The sequence below is a fragment of the Pantoea sp. T14 genome, from assembly GCF_036663535.1.
In the GTDB taxonomy this organism is placed as follows: domain Bacteria; phylum Pseudomonadota; class Gammaproteobacteria; order Enterobacterales; family Enterobacteriaceae; genus Pantoea; species Pantoea phytostimulans.
On the sequence record NZ_JAWUEB010000015.1, the window covers coordinates 118327 to 134822 of the forward strand.

12 protein-coding genes are annotated in these 16496 nt (G+C 51.4%); 7 read left to right on the plus strand and 5 right to left on the minus strand.

Features of this window, described 5'->3' with window-relative positions; genetic code table 11:
• Window positions 1-230: 230 nt before the first annotated feature.
• Window positions 231-2252 carry an oxidoreductase gene (locus tag SC127_RS06460; RefSeq protein ID WP_442955739.1) on the plus strand — a complete coding sequence of 674 codons (2022 nt, stop codon included), beginning with the start codon at window positions 231-233 and terminating at the stop codon, window positions 2250-2252.
• Window positions 2253-2255: 3 nt separating this feature from the next.
• Here SC127_RS06460 and rlmG read toward each other — a convergent pair whose 3' ends face one another.
• Window positions 2256-3374: a 23S rRNA (guanine(1835)-N(2))-methyltransferase RlmG gene (gene rlmG / locus SC127_RS06465; protein ID WP_332625825.1), complete on the minus strand. Its 1119-nt coding sequence runs from the start codon at window positions 3372-3374 to the stop codon at window positions 2256-2258.
• Window positions 3375-3456: 82 nt separating this feature from the next.
• Between rlmG and SC127_RS06470 the strand changes: the two genes are divergently transcribed.
• Window positions 3457-3960, plus strand: a complete 504-nt coding sequence (locus SC127_RS06470; protein ID WP_215845529.1) for a M48 metallopeptidase family protein — start codon at window positions 3457-3459, stop codon at window positions 3958-3960.
• On the opposite strand, the gene SC127_RS06475 is transcribed toward SC127_RS06470, so the two are convergent.
• The gene (locus SC127_RS06475; protein ID WP_332625826.1) at window positions 3957-5645 is read right to left on the minus strand and encodes a chloride channel protein; all 1689 of its coding nucleotides are present in this window, start codon (window positions 5643-5645) and stop codon (window positions 3957-3959) included. The two genes, SC127_RS06470 and SC127_RS06475, sit on opposite strands and share 4 nt — an antisense overlap.
• Before the next feature lie 144 nt (window positions 5646-5789).
• Between SC127_RS06475 and SC127_RS06480 the strand changes: the two genes are divergently transcribed.
• From SC127_RS06480 to sstT, 3 genes are all read left to right on the plus strand, one after another.
• Complete coding sequence (locus SC127_RS06480; protein WP_332625827.1) at window positions 5790-6770, plus strand: Gfo/Idh/MocA family protein; 981 nt, start codon at window positions 5790-5792, stop codon at window positions 6768-6770.
• 257 nt (window positions 6771-7027) lie between these two features.
• A complete protein-coding gene (locus SC127_RS06485) occupies window positions 7028-7996 on the plus strand; it encodes a TerC family protein (protein WP_215845528.1) in 969 nt (322 codons plus the stop codon).
• A 234-nt stretch (window positions 7997-8230) separates the two neighbouring features.
• Window positions 8231-9463 (plus strand): serine/threonine transporter SstT, encoded by a 1233-nt coding sequence (gene sstT / locus SC127_RS06490; RefSeq protein ID WP_332625828.1) that lies wholly within the window; start codon window positions 8231-8233, stop codon window positions 9461-9463.
• Between the two features lie 40 nt (window positions 9464-9503).
• Here sstT and SC127_RS06495 read toward each other — a convergent pair whose 3' ends face one another.
• The 3 genes from SC127_RS06495 to uxaC are packed head-to-tail and all read right to left on the minus strand — an operon-like array spanning window position 9504 to window position 13865.
• A complete protein-coding gene (locus tag SC127_RS06495; RefSeq protein ID WP_332625829.1) occupies window positions 9504-10994 on the minus strand; it encodes a UxaA family hydrolase in 1491 nt (496 codons plus the stop codon).
• Between the two features lie 4 nt (window positions 10995-10998).
• Entirely contained in the window at window positions 10999-12447 is a 1449-nt protein-coding gene (locus tag SC127_RS06500; RefSeq protein ID WP_332625830.1) for a tagaturonate reductase, read from the minus strand.
• Window positions 12448-12449: 2 nt separating this feature from the next.
• Window positions 12450-13865, minus strand: a complete 1416-nt coding sequence (uxaC, locus tag SC127_RS06505) for a glucuronate isomerase (RefSeq protein WP_215845525.1) — start codon at window positions 13863-13865, stop codon at window positions 12450-12452.
• A gap of 399 nt (window positions 13866-14264) precedes the next feature.
• On the opposite strand from uxaC, the gene SC127_RS06510 reads away from it, so the two are divergent.
• The gene (locus SC127_RS06510; RefSeq protein WP_243078867.1) at window positions 14265-15569 is read left to right on the plus strand and encodes an MFS transporter; all 1305 of its coding nucleotides are present in this window, start codon (window positions 14265-14267) and stop codon (window positions 15567-15569) included.
• A gap of 105 nt (window positions 15570-15674) precedes the next feature.
• Complete coding sequence (gene exuR / locus SC127_RS06515) at window positions 15675-16448, plus strand: transcriptional regulator ExuR (RefSeq protein ID WP_243078866.1); 774 nt, start codon at window positions 15675-15677, stop codon at window positions 16446-16448.
• Window positions 16449-16496: the final 48 nt, after the last annotated feature.

The window sequence follows — 16496 nt, forward strand, 5'->3', positions numbered from 1 at the left end:
TTGAAAACAGGAATTCATTACAAACAGAGCTAATCTTATTAGCCGGTCTTCATGCTTTTACAGGGTTCTGAGTATCTTCCCGTGCCTGTACGACAGAAATCCACTTCTGTCGCCTGCGACTCAGAACCCTGCTCTTTTTTGATATCTCTCACAACCTCATATCGTCCTCCTGTTGTTTAATGCAGAACTCGCTAAAGTAAACTCATCCGACCACTTATTTGAGAGTGATGATGACTGAGCGCAATGCATCTTATCCCGCATTATTTTCCCCACTGGATTTAGGCTTTACCCGGCTAAAAAACCGTTTCCTGATGGGTTCAATGCATACCGGGTTGGAAGAACATGCTGAAGGTGCGGCTCGGCTAGCTGCATTTTATGCCGAGCGTGCACGCGAAGGTGTTGCGCTGATTGTCACCGGCGGCATTTCACCCAATGCACAGGGGGTTGGCATGGCACATGGCGCCCTGCTGACTCGTGAAGATCAATGCGCCTGGCATCAGCAAATAACCGAAGCTGTTCACCAACATGACGGGAAGATTGCCCTACAGATCTTGCATACGGGCCGCTACAGCTATCAAAAAGATTTGGTGGCTCCCTCTGCTCTTCAGGCTCCTATCAATGCCTTTATCCCCAAAGCGATGAGCGATTCAGAAATTATGCAAACCATTGCAGATTTTGCCCAGTGCGCGCGCCTCGCCCAACAAGCGGGCTATGATGGTGTTGAAATCATGGGTTCGGAAGGCTATCTAATAAATCAGTTTTTGGTTAAACACACCAATCAACGGGACGATCGCTGGGGCGGCGATTTCAATCAGCGCATGCAGTTCGCACTCGCTATCACACGTGCAGTCCGCCAGGCAACCGGCGACAGATTTATCATTATTTTTCGTCTGTCGATGCTCGATCTTATTCATCAAGGCAGCTCTCTGGAAGAGACGTTATTACTGGCCCATGAACTTGAGCAGTGCGGCGTGACACTCTTCAATACCGGTATCGGCTGGCATGAAGCACGCATTCCCACCATTGCTACTTGTGTACCGCGGGCCGCTTTTGCCTGGGTGACCAAGCGCCTGCGCGCCCATGTTTCTGTACCGGTGATCACCACCAACCGTATTAATCATCCTGACGTCGCTGAACAACTTTTGCAGGATGGCTGCGCGGATATGGTCTCGATGGCGCGCCCTTTTCTCGCTGATGCCGCCTTTGTCAGCAAAGCACAGCGCAGCGAACCAGACAGTATTAATAGCTGCATTGCCTGTAATCAAGCCTGTCTCGATCAAATCTTTGTCGGGAAAGTGACCTCTTGCCTGGTGAATCCACGTGCCTGTCATGAAACACTGATGCCCGTGCTTGCCAGCGAAGCGCCGAAAAACCTGGCCGTTGTGGGCGCGGGTCCCGCAGGCATGGCGTTTGCTTTACAGGCGGCACAGCGTGGTCATCAAATCACCCTTTATGAAGCCGCATCTGAAATCGGTGGGCAGTTCAATATCGCTCGCCAAATCCCTGGTAAAGAAGAATTCAATGAAACGCTGCGCTATTTCCGCCACCAATTAGCTGCGGCGGGTGTGACAATAAAAACTGCCTGTCGAGCGGATATCGCGCTGTTAAAGGATGCTGATGAAGTGATTTTAGCGAGTGGTATCAAGCCGCGTACGCCGCTAATTCCAGGCATTAATCATCCTAAAGTGCTCACTTATCTTGATGTAATTCAGGATAAAAAACGGGTCGGAAACCGTGTTGCGATTATTGGCGCAGGCGGGATTGGTTTTGATACCGCAGAATATTTATCGAAACCCAACGGTGAAGAGTCCTTGAATACCTTTTTTGCCGAGTGGGGAATTGACCGCTGCCTGACGCAACGCGGCGGACTGACCGCTCCGCATCCGCATCCGTCAACGCGACAAATCTGGCTGTTACAGCGTAAAGCGGGTAAACCCGGCGCAACACTGGCGAAAACCACGGGTTGGATCCATCGTGCCAGCCTGCAATCTCGCGGCGTACAGATGTGGGGCGGCGTTGAATATCTATTGATTGATGATGAGGGTCTGCATATTCGGCGAGAGGGAGAAGTGGTGCTGTTACCCGTTGATAATGTGATTATTTGCGCTGGGCAAGAGCCGCAGCGCGAGCTGGAAGCTGCGCTGCGTGAAAATGGGAAAACGGTAAGACTGATTGGCGGTGCTGATGTAGCAATGGAGTTAGATGCGCGACGCGCCATTGCACAGGCAACGCAACTGGCATTAACTATCTAAAATTTAACGCATTTTTACTGCACGCAAGATAACGAACTTTTGATTCGATGCCACCAGGGTGCAGTTGCCAAACAGTTTTTTCAACTTATGGTGATAATCGAGGTGGCGGTTACCGACAATGCGCAGTTCGCCGCCATATTGCAGGCAACGTTTGGCATCACGGAACATTTGCCATGCCAGATGATCGGTAACGGCGTGCTGCTGGTGAAACGGCGGATTGCACAACACCGCATGTAAACGGTCAGAAGGATATCCGCTCAACACGTTATTCACGCGGAACTGGCAACGCGCCAGATCGTCTGGACGATTGATCTCTACGTTCAGGCGGCTGGATTCAACCGCCATGTAGGACTCATCCAGGAAATGCACTTCAGCCTGCGGGTTGCGTTCCAACGCCATCAACCCAATCACACCGTTGCCGCAACCTAAATCAACAATTTCACCTTCAATGTTCTCAGGCAGATGCTGCACAAACAGTCGCGCACCAATATCCAAAGAGGATCGGGAAAAGACGTTGGCATGGTTGTGGATCTGGTAAGGCGTATCATCCAGCGGCCAAACGGTCGTGAGCGGTTGCTCACGCAAAGCGGGCTGAGTAAAGGTGCTGTAAATCACTCGCGCTTTTTTCCACGCCAGCGAAGTTTTGGTTTCACCAATGATCTGCTCAAACAATTGCAGCGTCGAATTGTGAATTTCCTTGGCACGCGCGGCAGCCAGAATTACCGTTTCCGCGGTGATTACCTGACGTATTGCACGCAGCTGCTGCTCCAGCAAGGCCAGCGTTTTAGGTACCTTAATCAGTACCGCCGCGGGCGCGGCAGGCAATGGCGCAAGGCTATCAAGGAAATGGACTTCACCATCATCAAGTTCATTAAAAATCAGGTTTTGACGCGTCGCCTGCTGGCTTAGCCATGAATCGCTGATATGCCAAACCGGACGGGGATTCAGCGCACACGTCAGCGCACCGAAGCTGTCGTTAAATACCAGTATCGGACCTTCTGGCAGCGCCTGCTGCAAAAGGTATTCATCAGCCGCATCCCAGGCTTGTAACGGACTTTCGTCACGCATCTGCGGGAAACGATGCAGGATCAGTGTGCGATCGTTCAGTTCAAGTTGGCTCATGAATTCTCCGGCATGGTACACTTTGGTTGATTTTCGCCCCAAAAAGGGGGCGCAGTATACTGTCTTTCACCGGGAATCCCTAATGTCCTCACTGATCTACCTTCAGGGTTATCCTGAGCCCATTCTTGAGCAGGTTCATACGTTGATTGAACATCAGCGTTTAGGGACATTTCTGCAAGAACGGTATCCCGATACGCACAATGTTATCAGCGATAAAGCCCTGTATGACTTTACGCAATCGCTTAAAAACCGCTTTATGCGAAATGCACCACCCATCAGTAAAGTCATTTGGGATAACAAAATTAAAGTGATGAAGCATGCATTGGGTTTACATACCGCCATTTCTCGCGTGCAGGGCGGCAACCTTAAAGCCAAGGCGGAAATCCGTATTTCCACCTTCTTTCGTATGGCGCCCGAACCCTTTCTGCGCATGATTGTGGTTCACGAGCTGGCGCATCTTAAAGAGAAAGAGCACGACAAAGCTTTTTATCAGCTCTGTTGTCACATGGAGCCAGATTACCACCAGCTCGAATTTGACGCTCGCCTGTGGATGACCGATCAAGCCATGCGCGGTAACGCCGCTTAAAGAAACTCCTGCGCTTTCTGAATCAGACTGGTTTTGGTTAGCGCCCCCAGGAAGCGGCGTTCGTGTGGATTATTGAGCACCGGCAAGCGCTCCAGCGTCACCAGCGCGAAGGCTTCCCAGCCTTCTCGCATACTTTGATTCTGATAAACGCAGGGGAAGTTGTCATCCATCACCTGCTGTACCGGCGAATCCAGCGTAATTTCCTGTGCCAGCACTTTGCGCGATATTTCGTGAATCGATACCACGCCAAGAAACGCGCCCTCGTCATTAATCACATAGACATAACGCTCACGCTTTAGTGAGCTCACGGCCAGCGCTTGCCCAACCGACTCTTGGGGTTTCAGGGCCGCGCCAGGTATGATCAGCTCAGCCACTCGCATATTATCAAAGTCATATTTGGCTTCTGAACGGTTGAAATGATTGCTCACGACCGGATAGGTACTGGCGGATTGCAGGCGATAAACCACCATCGATGCCAATACTGCCGCAATCATCAGCGGGAACAGCAAACTGCTGTTGAGCGTCATCTCCAGCACCATTAATATCGCCATGAGCGGCGCCTGGCTAACCGCAGCCAGCACCGCCGCCATACCAATTGCGGCATACAACAAGCTATTACCAAGGGGCAAATGCAACGCCAGTCCGCACGTCGCCAACACCACACCTAACAACGCGCCAATCAACAGCGATGGCGTAAATAGCCCCCCTACCGCATTTGATCCCACCGACAAACTGGTCGCCAGCGTTTTCAATACCAGCAGCAATAGCAATCCCGGCAACAGATAATCTCCCGCCATGACTTTAACGATGACTTCATATCCGTTACCCAAAATATCGGTTGAGACGATCGCCAGTAAACCCACCGCAAAACCCCCTGCGCCTAGCCGCAGCGGCAGCGAGCTAACACGGCTAAACAACTTTTTGCTGCGCGCAATCAACGTGATCAACAGCCAACCTGCCAGCCCGGCGCAGAGACCGATAATCACCGTCATGAATAAACTGCTGGCGTCCATGTGGAAGTTAACATCAGCCAGCGGGTAAAGCGCGCTGCGAAAACCCAGCGTCCACATTGTCATGACCGCGACGGCAGAAGAGATAATGAGTGGGATAAGGCGCTGAAGCGCTGAAATACCAAAGGCGATCTCAGCCACAAAAATCGCCGATGCCAGCGGGGCGTGATAAACCGAAGAGAGGCCAGCCGCAGCGGCCATTGCCACTACATCACTGTTTTTGAGGTTCAGCGAGGCGGGCAAAAATTTCCCTATCATGCTGCCGCACAGCGCTGAAAGCTGCACCATCGGCCCTTCTTTACCGATAGAAGCGCCGCTACCGATACTGGCAATCGAGGATAACGCCCGAAACAGCGACGTTTTCGTCGGCACCGCATCAAGCCGTGCGTTAATCACTTCGAGATAATCAGTTTTAAGCGTTTGCTGCTGCTCAATGTTCACGGCATAACGCAAGAAAAACCCTGCCAGCAATCCACCTGCACCCACCAGCAGCGGCCAGAGGATCCACGGCCAGACATGCATCGCCTCGGTAATTTCACTACTGCTACCAAAAAGCAGATGATTAATCAGCTCAATAATGCCGCGAAAAGCCAGCGTAACCAGTGATGCAGCGAAGCCGACCGGAATGGCAATTAACAAGGTGGTCCAGTTTAGTGCGTGTTTACTTCCTTTCACCTGCGCCTCTTCTTTCTGCCATAAACCGTTGCTTGATCATAATATTGGAATGCGGATCGCAGGATCAAATTCACATTGGTCGACTGCGTTGCGTGACACGTGGGACATGCTACTCTGCCGCTTTACCTCTGCAGGAGAACCATCGTGATTCGTTTTGCCATTGTGGGAACCAACTGGATTACTCGCCAGTTCATTGATGCCGCTCATGAGAGCGGAAGCATGAAACTCAGCGCGGTCTATTCGCGCAGCCAGCAGCAGGCAGACGCATTTATTGAAGATTATCCCTGCAACCAGACGTTTACCTCACTGGAGGCGCTGGCAGCCTGCGCGGATATTGACGCCGTTTATATCGCCAGCCCTAATGCGCTGCATTGCGAACAGGCATTGCTGTTTCTCTCGCACGGCAAACATGTGATTTGCGAAAAACCGTTGGCTTCTAATCTCAAAGAAGTTGAAGCGATGATCGCCTGCGCGCGTGAGAATCAGGTAATCCTGTTTGAAGCCTTCAAAACCGCCAGCTTACCTAACTTTTTGCAGCTGCAACAGGCGCTGCCGCAGTTGGGGAAATTGCGTAAAGCGCTGCTCAATTATTGTCAGTATTCCTCGCGCTACCCACGCTATCTCAACGGCGAAAATCCTAATACCTTTGATCCGCGTTGGTCCAACGGTTCAATTATGGATATTGGCTATTACTGCTTAGCCAGCGCCATCACGTTGTGGGGTGAACCGAAAAAAGTTCAGGCACAGGCCACCTTACTGGATACCGGCGTCGACGCACATGGCGTCGTGGTTTTAGATTATGGTGATTTTGACGTAACCATTTTGCACTCCAAAGTCAGCGATTCCGCCCTTCCCAGCGAAATTCAAGGTGAAGCGGGCGCGTTAGTTATACAAAAAATCTCCGAATGTCAGCAAATTAGCTTTATTCCGCGCGGCGGCGATAAACAAGATCTGACTCAGCCGCAGCACATTAATACGATGCTTTATGAGGCTGAAGCCTTTGTGCGTCTGGTTGAACAACGTCAGGTTGATCATCCTGCGCTGGAAATTTCACGCATCACTGCCGCGCTATTGACTCAAATTCGTCAGCAAACCGGGGTGATATTTCCAGCCGATCAGGGTTGAGTGTAAATATTTCTAAATATGACTGGCCGCGATTGCTTCCTGTCCGTGAAGCCCGTACTTTACGGTTTGCAAAGGGGAGTAACTTGTAAGCTGATTGATCGTCATTACGGTGCGCAAGCATCCGGTCATCAGGCAACCTGGAATAACATTCTGTGTTGTAAGTGAGACCTTGCCGGAAGGCGAGGTTTGCTTACATCAAAATAAGCGGCTGATGTCTTCTGACTTCAGCCTTTTTTATTTCTAAACAGGATACGATTATGCAAACTGTAGGAACGCCATTGCTTTGGGGCAGTTTTGCAGTGGTTGTGCTCATCATGCTGGCGATCGATCTCTTATTGCAGGGACGTCGTGGCGCACAAACCATGTCATTTAAACAAGCTGCCATTTGGTCGTTGATCTGGATTTCCGTCTCGCTGCTGTTTAGCGCCGCCTTTTGGTGGTATCTCGAAGGAAGCGCAGGTCGCGAAGTCGCGAATACACAAACTCTCGCCTTCCTGACCGGTTATGTGCTTGAAAAAGCGCTGGCGGTCGATAACGTGTTCGTCTGGCTGATGCTGTTTAGCTACTTCTCTATTCCCGCCAACCTGCAACGCCGAGTGCTGATTTACGGCGTGTTAGGTGCCATCGTTCTGCGTACTATCATGATTTTTGCTGGCAGTTGGCTGGTTACGCAGTTCAGCTGGATCCTTTACGTCTTCGGTGCGTTCTTGCTGTTTACAGGCTTGAAAATGGCGTTTGCAAAAGAAGATGAAGGTGGCGTCGGAGAGAAGCCGGTGGTGCGTTGGTTACGCAGTCATCTGCGAATGACGGATTCGCTGGAAGGTGAAAAATTCTTCACCCGTAAAAATGGGGTGTTGTTCGCAACGCCATTGCTGCTGGTGTTGATTATGGTTGAGCTGAGCGACGTCATCTTCGCGGTCGACAGTATTCCGGCCATCTTTGCTGTTACTACCGATCCGTTTATTGTTTTAACGTCTAACCTGTTTGCGATTTTGGGCCTGCGCGCCATGTACTTCCTGTTAGCGAACGTGGCGGAACGCTTCTCGATGCTGAAATATGGCCTGGCGATCGTGCTGGTCTTCATCGGTATTAAGATGTTGATTATTGATCTTTACCATATCCCAGTAGGCATCTCGTTAGGTGTGATTGGCGCTATTCTCGCCTCAACGCTGCTGGTTAACGTCTGGGTTAACCACAGAAACGACCAAAAGAAAATCTCGAAATAATTATCTACAGGGGCAGCTTCTGCCCCTGTTTTATTTTGCATCAGCAAAATCAGTCATTCCTTATCTCTGTCACACTTCCTTTATCCAGCATAATAAAAATTCGACATGGCCCACATTGGCGGAATTATCTCTTTTCTCAACAGATCTTTTCCTTATACTCCGCCAGGCAAACCGTTTTGGCCGCAGGATAGATCGCGACTAAAGCTACATCCCGCGACAAATACAGAAAAAACTATGCAGAAAACACTCTCCGCACGTCTGGCCGCACTGTTCGCAGGAAGCCTGGTAAAACAAATCATGATCGGGCTGATTGCCGGTATTGCTCTGGCCTGGTTTTCACATGATGCCGCTTTAGCCGTTGGTCTACTGGGCGATCTGTTCGTTAACGCATTGAAGGCCGTAGCGCCTTTACTCGTATTGGTGCTGGTCATTTCATCAATTGCGAACCATCAGCAGGGCCAAAAAAGCAACATCAGGCCCATCGTCATGCTTTATCTGCTCAGCACCTTTTTTGCCGCTGTTGTCGCCGTGATATTCAGTCATTTGATGCCACAAACGCTGACGCTGGCGGTAGGCACCACCGAAATTACGCCGCCATCAGGCATTACTGAAGTGCTGCGCGGTCTGCTGATGAGCATGGTAGCTAACCCGATTACGGCATTAATGAACGCCAACTATATTGGCATTTTAGTCTGGGCGATCGGTTTAGGACTGGCTTTCCGTCACAGCCAGCCCAGCACGCGTGCGTTTTTAAATGATGCATCGAACGCAGCAACCTGGCTGGTGCGCTGTGTGATTCGCTGCGCGCCGATCGGTATTTTTGGATTGGTTGCGTCGATTCTGGCATCCACCGGTTTCGGTGCGCTGTGGCAATACGCGCATCTGCTGACGCTGCTGATTGGCTGTATGGTGCTGATGGCATTAGTCGTCAATCCCCTGCTGGTTTACAGCAAAATCCGCCGTAATCCTTATCCGCTGGTGTTTACCTGCCTGCGTGAAAGTGGCGTAACCGCCTTTTTCACCCGCAGCTCTGCGGCCAACATTCCGGTCAACATGGCTATCGCCAAACGCCTGGGTTTGGATGAAGACACCTATTCAATATCCATTCCGCTGGGCGCCACAATCAGCATGGCGGGTGCATCAATCACCATTACCGTGCTAACGCTGGCGGCGGTGCATACATTAGGTATTAGCGTGGATGTACCCACCGCGATTCTGTTGAGTCTGGTGGCATCATTGTGTGCGTGCGGTGCGTCGGGCGTGGCGGGTGGTTCACTGCTGCTGATTCCTGTTGCCTGCAATATGTTTGGTATTCCCAACGATTTGGCCATGCAGGTTGTTGCCGTAGGATTCATCATCGGCGTGCTGCAGGATTCTGCCGAAACGGCGTTGAACTCCTCAACGGATATTTTATTTACCGCAGCCGTTTGTCAGTCTGAAGCGGAGCGCGCGCCAAGTCGCGCTTAAAACAGATGGCGGCCTACTCAGGCCGCCATTTTTATACGCTTTATAGCGTGACGCCGCTTTTAAAAATCGCCAATTCCCTGAAATCATTCTTCTCATTATTTGTCGCCTGACCATTCGCAATGGTTACGATGGTATCGACAAAATCTGCCAGCATCTCATCCATGCTCATGCCGTGGATCAACCGTCCGGCGTCAAAATCTATCCAGTGTGGTTTTTTCTCAGCCAACGGCGTATTGGTTGCGAGTTTGACGGTAGGCACAAATCCTCCGTAAGGCGTGCCGCGTCCGGTGCTGAACAACACCATATGACATCCTGCTCCGGCCAGCGCGCTGGTGGCAACGGCGTCATTACCCGGCGCGCTCAGCAGATTCAGACCCGGCGTTTTCAGTCGCTCGCCATATTTCAAGACATCAACAACCTGGCTTTGCCCCGCCTTTTGCGTACAACCCAGCGACTTCTCCTCCAGCGTGGTGATGCCGCCCGCTTTGTTGCCAGGAGAAGGGTTCTCATAAATCGGCTGTTGGTGATCAATAAAGTACTGCTTGAAATCGTTGATCATCGCCACGGTTTTATCAAAAGTGCTTTCATCGCGGCAGCGGCTCATCAAAATGCGCTCTGCACCAAACATTTCCGGTACTTCCGTTAACACTGTCGTGCCACCGTTGGCGATCATCTGATCGGAGAAACGCCCCAGCAGCGGGTTGGCAGTAATACCCGAAAAGCCGTCAGAGCCGCCACATTCCAGGCCGAACTTAAGCTCGCTGAGTTTGCCTGGCTCACGTTGGTCGTGACGCATTTTTTCATACAATGCATGCAAACGCTCAAGGCCGGCCTCCACTTCATCGTCATGTTGCTGGCAAACCATAAACTCTACGCGATCGCTTTCAAAACTGCCCAACGTGTCACGAAACGCATCAACCTGATTGTTTTCACAACCAAGGCCAATCACTAATACCGCGCCCGCATTGGGGTGCCGCACCATATTTTGCAGCATGGTGCGCGTATTGTCGTGATCCTGTCCCAGCTGTGAACAGCCAAAGGTATGGCTGAACAGGAACGCACCATCAATATCCGCAGCGTCCTGCGTTTCCTTCAGAAAACGTTGCAGGATTTGACGCGCAATGCCGTTGACGCAGCCGACGGTTGGCAATATCCATAACTCATTACGAATGCCAACGTCACCGTTGGCGCGGCGATAAATCTGTACCTCGCGGTCGCCCGGCTGAGGCGGCACATCAACGAATTCAGGTTGATATTCATACTCATCCAAATCGCTGAGGTTGGTACGCGAATTTTGTGAATGGATCACTTCGCCTTTGGCGATTGGCTGGGTAGCATGACCAATCGGCAGACCATATTTGATCACTAAATCGCGCTGCGCGATGGGTTGCAGCGCAAACTTGTGTCCTCGTCCAACCTCTTGTTGCAGCGTTACCGCCACATCAGACAATTCAACGGTGCTGCCTGCTTCTAAGTCGCGCAACGCCACGGCAACATTGTCGCGCGAATGAATTTTAATTGCGTCTTGCATAGCGTTATCTCAGTTGGCTCAGCGCCTCACGCGTCCCGTGAACGATGATGTTTTGCAGGTGTTGGGTAACCGCTGCGGTCAATCCCGGTTGCAGGGTTAAATCTTCTCCCCAGTGCTGCGCATTGCTTAAAACGTTGCGCACCAATTGTTCCGGAGAAATTTCATCCGCTTTCAATGCGGTCCAGCCTTCAGCGAAGCATTGCAGCCATTGCGTGTCGTCTTGCAACGGCCAGCTTTTCTCTTCTGACTCGCCGCGATAAAAAGCGATTAACGCAGCAAATGCGAAGGTCAACCGTGGCGGCCAGTTGCCAGTTTGCTGATGCGATGTCAGCAGCGGCGTCAGGAGGCGCGTGCGGAATTTAGTCATGCTATTCAGGGCAATCGACAGCAAAGCATGGCGGATAAACGGATTACGGAAGCGACGCTGTACCGCATCGGCAAAGGTGTGCAGCTCGTCACTCGGCAGATCCAGTGTCGGGATCACTTCATCACGCAGCAGGCGATCAACAAAGCCCGCAATTGCGGCATCGTCCATCGCTTCGCCCACGCTTTCTAACCCGGCCAGATACGCCACCGGCACCATAGCGGTGTGAGCGCCATTCAGGATCGCCACTTTTTGTGCTTTGTAGGGCGCGATGTCTTCAACTCTGCGCACCTGCGGGGCGAGCACATCCAGTTTAAGCTCATCAACCAGCGCGGCGGGGCCTTGAATCACAAACTGGTAATAGACTTCACCCGCAACCAGATAGCGATCTTCATAACCTAGCTCAGCTTCAATTTGCGCACTTTCCTGCGGAAAACCGGTCACGATGCGATCCACTAGCGTGTTGTAGAAGGCACAATGGTCGCTGACCCACGCTTTAAATTCTGACGAAAGCTGCCAGTGATCGGCATAGCGCAACACCGTTTCACGCAGCATGTCGCCGTTGTGGTCGATCAATTCGCACGGCACGATTAACCAGCCTTTATCGCTCGCACCGCTGAAATGGTTGAAGCGCGCCCACAGCAGTTGAGTGAGCTTGCCAGGAAAGCTTGAGGCGGGTTGATCGGTTAACGTATCCGACTCGACAAACGCAATACCTGCTTCGGTGGTATTGGAGAACACGAAACGCATCTGCGCATTTTCAGCTAATGCCAGAAAATCGTCGTACTGCTTGTAAGGCTGGATTTCGCGATTCAGGCTACGAATCAGGCGTGTTTCACTGACCTGTTCGCCCTGCTCGTTGAGGCCACGAATCAGCGTGGTGTAAAGACCCTCCTGCTGATTCAAGCTGTCGCTGACTTCACGGTTGCGCGGCCGCACCACTATAATCCCCGCATCGGTGCCGTGATGCTCATTCAGCCAGTCGATTTGCCAGTCGATAAAAGCACGCAGAAAGTTACCTTCACCGAATTGAATCACGCGATCGCTATAGCGGGTGCCGGGAAAATCGTTACGATTCAGCCGCTGCATAATCATGCTCCTAACTCAATGCCGAAATAGTCGCGGGCATTGTTGAAGCAGATGTTCTGCACCATTTGGCCTAACAACGCTTCATCTTCCGGCGCTTCGCCCCGCTCAACCCAATTTCCTATCATCTGGCACAGCAGGCGGCGGAAATATTCATGACGCGTATATGAGAGGAAGCTGCGACTGTCGGTCAACATGCCGACAAAGCGGCTTAACAAACCAATTTGCGCGAGTTGTGTCATTTGACGCTGCATACCATCGAGCTGATCGTTAAACCACCAAGCCGATCCAAACTGCATTTTTCCTGCTTCGCCTTCACCCTGGAAATTGCCCGCCATGGTGGCCAGCACTTCATTGTCGCGTGGATTCAGGCAATAAAGAATGGTTTTTGGCAACGCGTTATGGAGATTTTGCGCACCTAACAAACGCGCCAGCGGTTCAGCCACTGGATGGTCGTTAATAGAGTCAAAACCCACATCCGGGCCAAGCAATTCAAATTGACGTTGATTGGTGTTACGCAGCGCACCAATATGATATTGCTGCACCCAGTTGCGACGTGCATATTCGCCGCCCAGCCAGACCAGCACCGCTGTTTTGAACTGTGCAATCTCCTGTGGATTTGGAGCTGTACCCTGCAGGCGACGCGATAAAATGGCATCCAGCGTGGCTTCATCTGCCTCGGCGTAACAAACTACATCTAAAGCATGATCGGAGACTTTGCAGCCATGTGCGGCAAAGTAATCAAGGCGCTTGCTCAACGCACGCAGTAAGTCATCAAAACGCTGCACGTTAACGTCAGCAATGCGCTCCAGCTTCTGAACCCACGGTAAAAATGTCTCGGCTTCAATATTGAACGCTTTATCGGGTCGCCAGCTCGGCAGCACTTTGACATCAAAACTGGCGTCATCGGCGAGTGCGCGATGATGGGACAGATCGTCGAGTGGATCGTCGGTAGTGCCAACCATTTTTACATTCATCTGCTTCATGATGCCGCGTGTTGTGAATTCATCCTGCGCCAGCAAATCATTACAGCGATGCCAAATAGTGTCGGCGGTTTTCTCAGAAAGCAGCGTGCCGGTGATACCGAAGGGGCGACGTAATTCGAGGTGAGTCCAGTGATAGAGTGGATTACCAATGGTGTGCGGCACGGTACGCGCCCAGGCATTGAATTTTTCATGATCGCTGGCTTCACCAGTACAAAATGACTCTGGCACACCGTTGGCTCGCATCGCTCGCCATTTGTAGTGGTCCCCTTTCAGCCAGATATCGTACAGATTAGCGAAGCGATAGTTTTCAGCAATCTGCTGCGGTGGCAAGTGGCAGTGATAATCGAAAATTGGCTGATCTTTCGCATAATCGTGATAAAGCCGACGAGCGAATTCGGTATCCAGCAAAAAATCCTCGGTCATAAAACGCGACATGCTTACTTCCTCTTAGGCTGAACCTTTCATGGCTCAAAGTTATCATACCAATTTTAGCCAACAGCAGAATTCTTTGCGATCACGCTCACATAAACGGCAGTAAATAGCCGAGCTTATGGACGCTTCTGTCGCCGGCAGCAGGCTAAATGGCTGTCTTGACGTGGGTTTAAAGTATCCCACAGGCCTGAAAGGGTTTTTGTGATGGCTCTCAACTTTTAAAGTTGTATAACAAGTTAGGCTCTCGCTCCGTCATTCGTTGTTCAGTGAATGCACTTAAAAGGCAAGGTAAACAAAGGTCGCTAATACGACCTGCGGGCGTGAGCAGAGCTGTATCACGGGTTGTCCCGCTCCAGATAACAACAGCGGCAAGACCGCATACATAACTGGAAGAGGTAGAGAATGCGTAAGATCAAAGGGCTACGCTGGTACATGATCGGCCTCGTTACATTGGGCACGGTACTGGGCTATCTGACAAGAAACACCATCGCAGTGGCAGCACCGACGCTGCAAACTGAATTACATATCACCACTCAACAATACTCCTACATCATCGCCGCTTATTCGGCTTGTTATACCCTGATGCAACCTGTCGCTGGCTATGTATTGGATTTACTCGGCACAAAAATTGGCTACGCGGTATTTGCCGTCATGTGGGCAATTTTCTGCGCCGCCACCGCCATGGCGGGCAGCTGGGGCGGATTAGCTCTGGCACGTGGCGCGGTAGGCGCGGCGGAGGCCGCCATGATTCCTGCGGGACTTAAAGCCAGCAGCGAATGGTTTCCTGCCAAGGAGCGCTCGGTCGCGGTAGGCTATTTCAACGTGGGTTCTTCGATTGGCGCCATGCTGGCACCGCCGTTGGTCGTGTGGGCGATCATGGCGCACAGCTGGCAAATGGCGTTTATTATCACCGGCGTTTTAAGCATGGTTTGGGCGCTCTGCTGGCTGGTATTTTATAAACATCCCAAACAACAAACCAAACTCAGCGCAGAAGAGCGTGATTACATTCTTTCAGGCCAAGAGGCGCAGCATCAAACCGGCAATAATCGCAAAATGTCTGCGATGCAGATTGTGCGTAACCGCCAGTTCTGGGGCATCGCGCTGCCGCGTTTTCTTGCTGAACCGGCATGGGGAACCTTTAATGCCTGGATCCCGCTGTTTATGTTTAAAGCCTACGGTTTCAATTTGAAAGAGATTGCACTCTTTGCCTGGATGCCGATGTTGTTCGCTGATTTTGGCTGCATTCTTGGTGGATATTTGCCGCCACTGTTTCAGCGCTGGTTTGGTGTAAATCTGATCGTGTCACGTAAATTAGTGGTTACGATGGGCGCGGTCCTGATGATTGGCCCAGGAACCATTGGTTTATTCACCAGTCCTTATGCAGCCATTGCGCTGCTGTGTGTCGGCGGTTTTGCACACCAGGCTCTTTCAGGCGCGTTAATCACGCTTTCTTCAGACGTATTTGGCCGTAATGAAGTCGCCACGGCTAACGGATTAACCGGTATGGCAGCCTGGACTGCCAGCACGATGTTTGCCTTGGTGGTGGGTGCGCTGGCAGATACGCTGGGCTTTAGCCCGCTGTTTGCCGCGCTGGCAGTCTTTGATTTGTTGGGTGCAATTGTGATCTGGACGGTGTTGAAAAATAAACCGGTCTCAGAACTTGAGCAGAAAGTGCGCGCACCCGCCGTTGCAACCGCTCGCAGTTAATCCCTCGGGTGGGCTGAGCGGGTTAACGCCAGCCCAACCCACCCATTTCCTCGCCCGACGCTAAGTGGTATAACAACTTACCCGTTTGTCATTCTGGACTTTGCCATGGACATCATCGAATCCCGCCGTCTTTATCAACAGCTGGCCAGCGAATTAAAAAGCCGCATTGAAAGCGGGAGTTACTCCATCGGTGATAAATTGCCTGCCGAACGCCTGATAGCAGAAGAGATGGAAGTCAGCCGCACCGTGGTGCGTGAAGCCATTATCATGCTAGAAGTTGAAGGCTATGTTGAGGTGCGCAAAGGTTCAGGTATTCACGTTATCGCCAGTCAACAGCAGAATCGGGTAGCGACATCCAGCCAGCTGGAATTTGCCTCTTTTGGCCCTTTTGAACTGTTGCAGGCCCGCCAGCTCATCGAAAGTAATGTTGCGGAATTTGCGGCCACACAGGTGACGCGCCAGGACATTATCGAATTGATGGCGATTCAGGAAAAAGCCCGTCAGGAAGACCATTTCCGCGACTCAGAATGGGACATGCAGTTCCATGTTCGCATTGCGCAATCCACGCAAAACAGCGCGCTCGCCGCGATTGTCGAAAAAATGTGGCTGCATCGCCTGCATAATCCTTATTGGCTCAAACTCCATGAACACATCGATCAGCGCAGCATCATCAGCTGGTGCGACGATCACGATCATATTCTGAAAGCACTAATGCGCAAAGATCCCGCCGCCAGCAAACTGGCGATGTGGCAACATTTGGAAAATACTAAACAAATGTTGTTTAACGCCACCGCTGATGATTTCGAATTTAACGTCGACCGCTACATGTTTGGTGAAAATCCGGTGATCCTGCCAGATGGCTCCAATAACCCGCGTTAAAGCCGCTGAAATCCTGCTCAAATCGGTCAGTTAATCTGCAATAATGTC

Bases quoted from the DNA above. Each gene is read 5' to 3' on its own strand.
- SC127_RS06460 (WP_442955739.1), top strand. From the start codon at position 231: ATGACTGAGCGCAATGCATCTTATCCCGCATTATTTTCCCCACTGGAT.
- rlmG (WP_332625825.1), bottom strand. From the start codon at position 3,374: ATGAGCCAACTTGAACTGAACGATCGCACACTGATCCTGCATCGTTTC.
- SC127_RS06470 (WP_215845529.1), top strand. From the start codon at position 3,457: ATGTCCTCACTGATCTACCTTCAGGGTTATCCTGAGCCCATTCTTGAG.
- SC127_RS06485 (WP_215845528.1), top strand. From the start codon at position 7,028: ATGCAAACTGTAGGAACGCCATTGCTTTGGGGCAGTTTTGCAGTGGTT.
- sstT (WP_332625828.1), top strand. From the start codon at position 8,231: ATGCAGAAAACACTCTCCGCACGTCTGGCCGCACTGTTCGCAGGAAGC.
- SC127_RS06495 (WP_332625829.1), bottom strand. From the start codon at position 10,994: ATGCAAGACGCAATTAAAATTCATTCGCGCGACAATGTTGCCGTGGCG.
- SC127_RS06500 (WP_332625830.1), bottom strand. From the start codon at position 12,447: ATGCAGCGGCTGAATCGTAACGATTTTCCCGGCACCCGCTATAGCGAT.
- uxaC (WP_215845525.1), bottom strand. From the start codon at position 13,865: ATGTCGCGTTTTATGACCGAGGATTTTTTGCTGGATACCGAATTCGCT.
- SC127_RS06510 (WP_243078867.1), top strand. From the start codon at position 14,265: ATGCGTAAGATCAAAGGGCTACGCTGGTACATGATCGGCCTCGTTACA.
- exuR (WP_243078866.1), top strand. From the start codon at position 15,675: ATGGACATCATCGAATCCCGCCGTCTTTATCAACAGCTGGCCAGCGAA.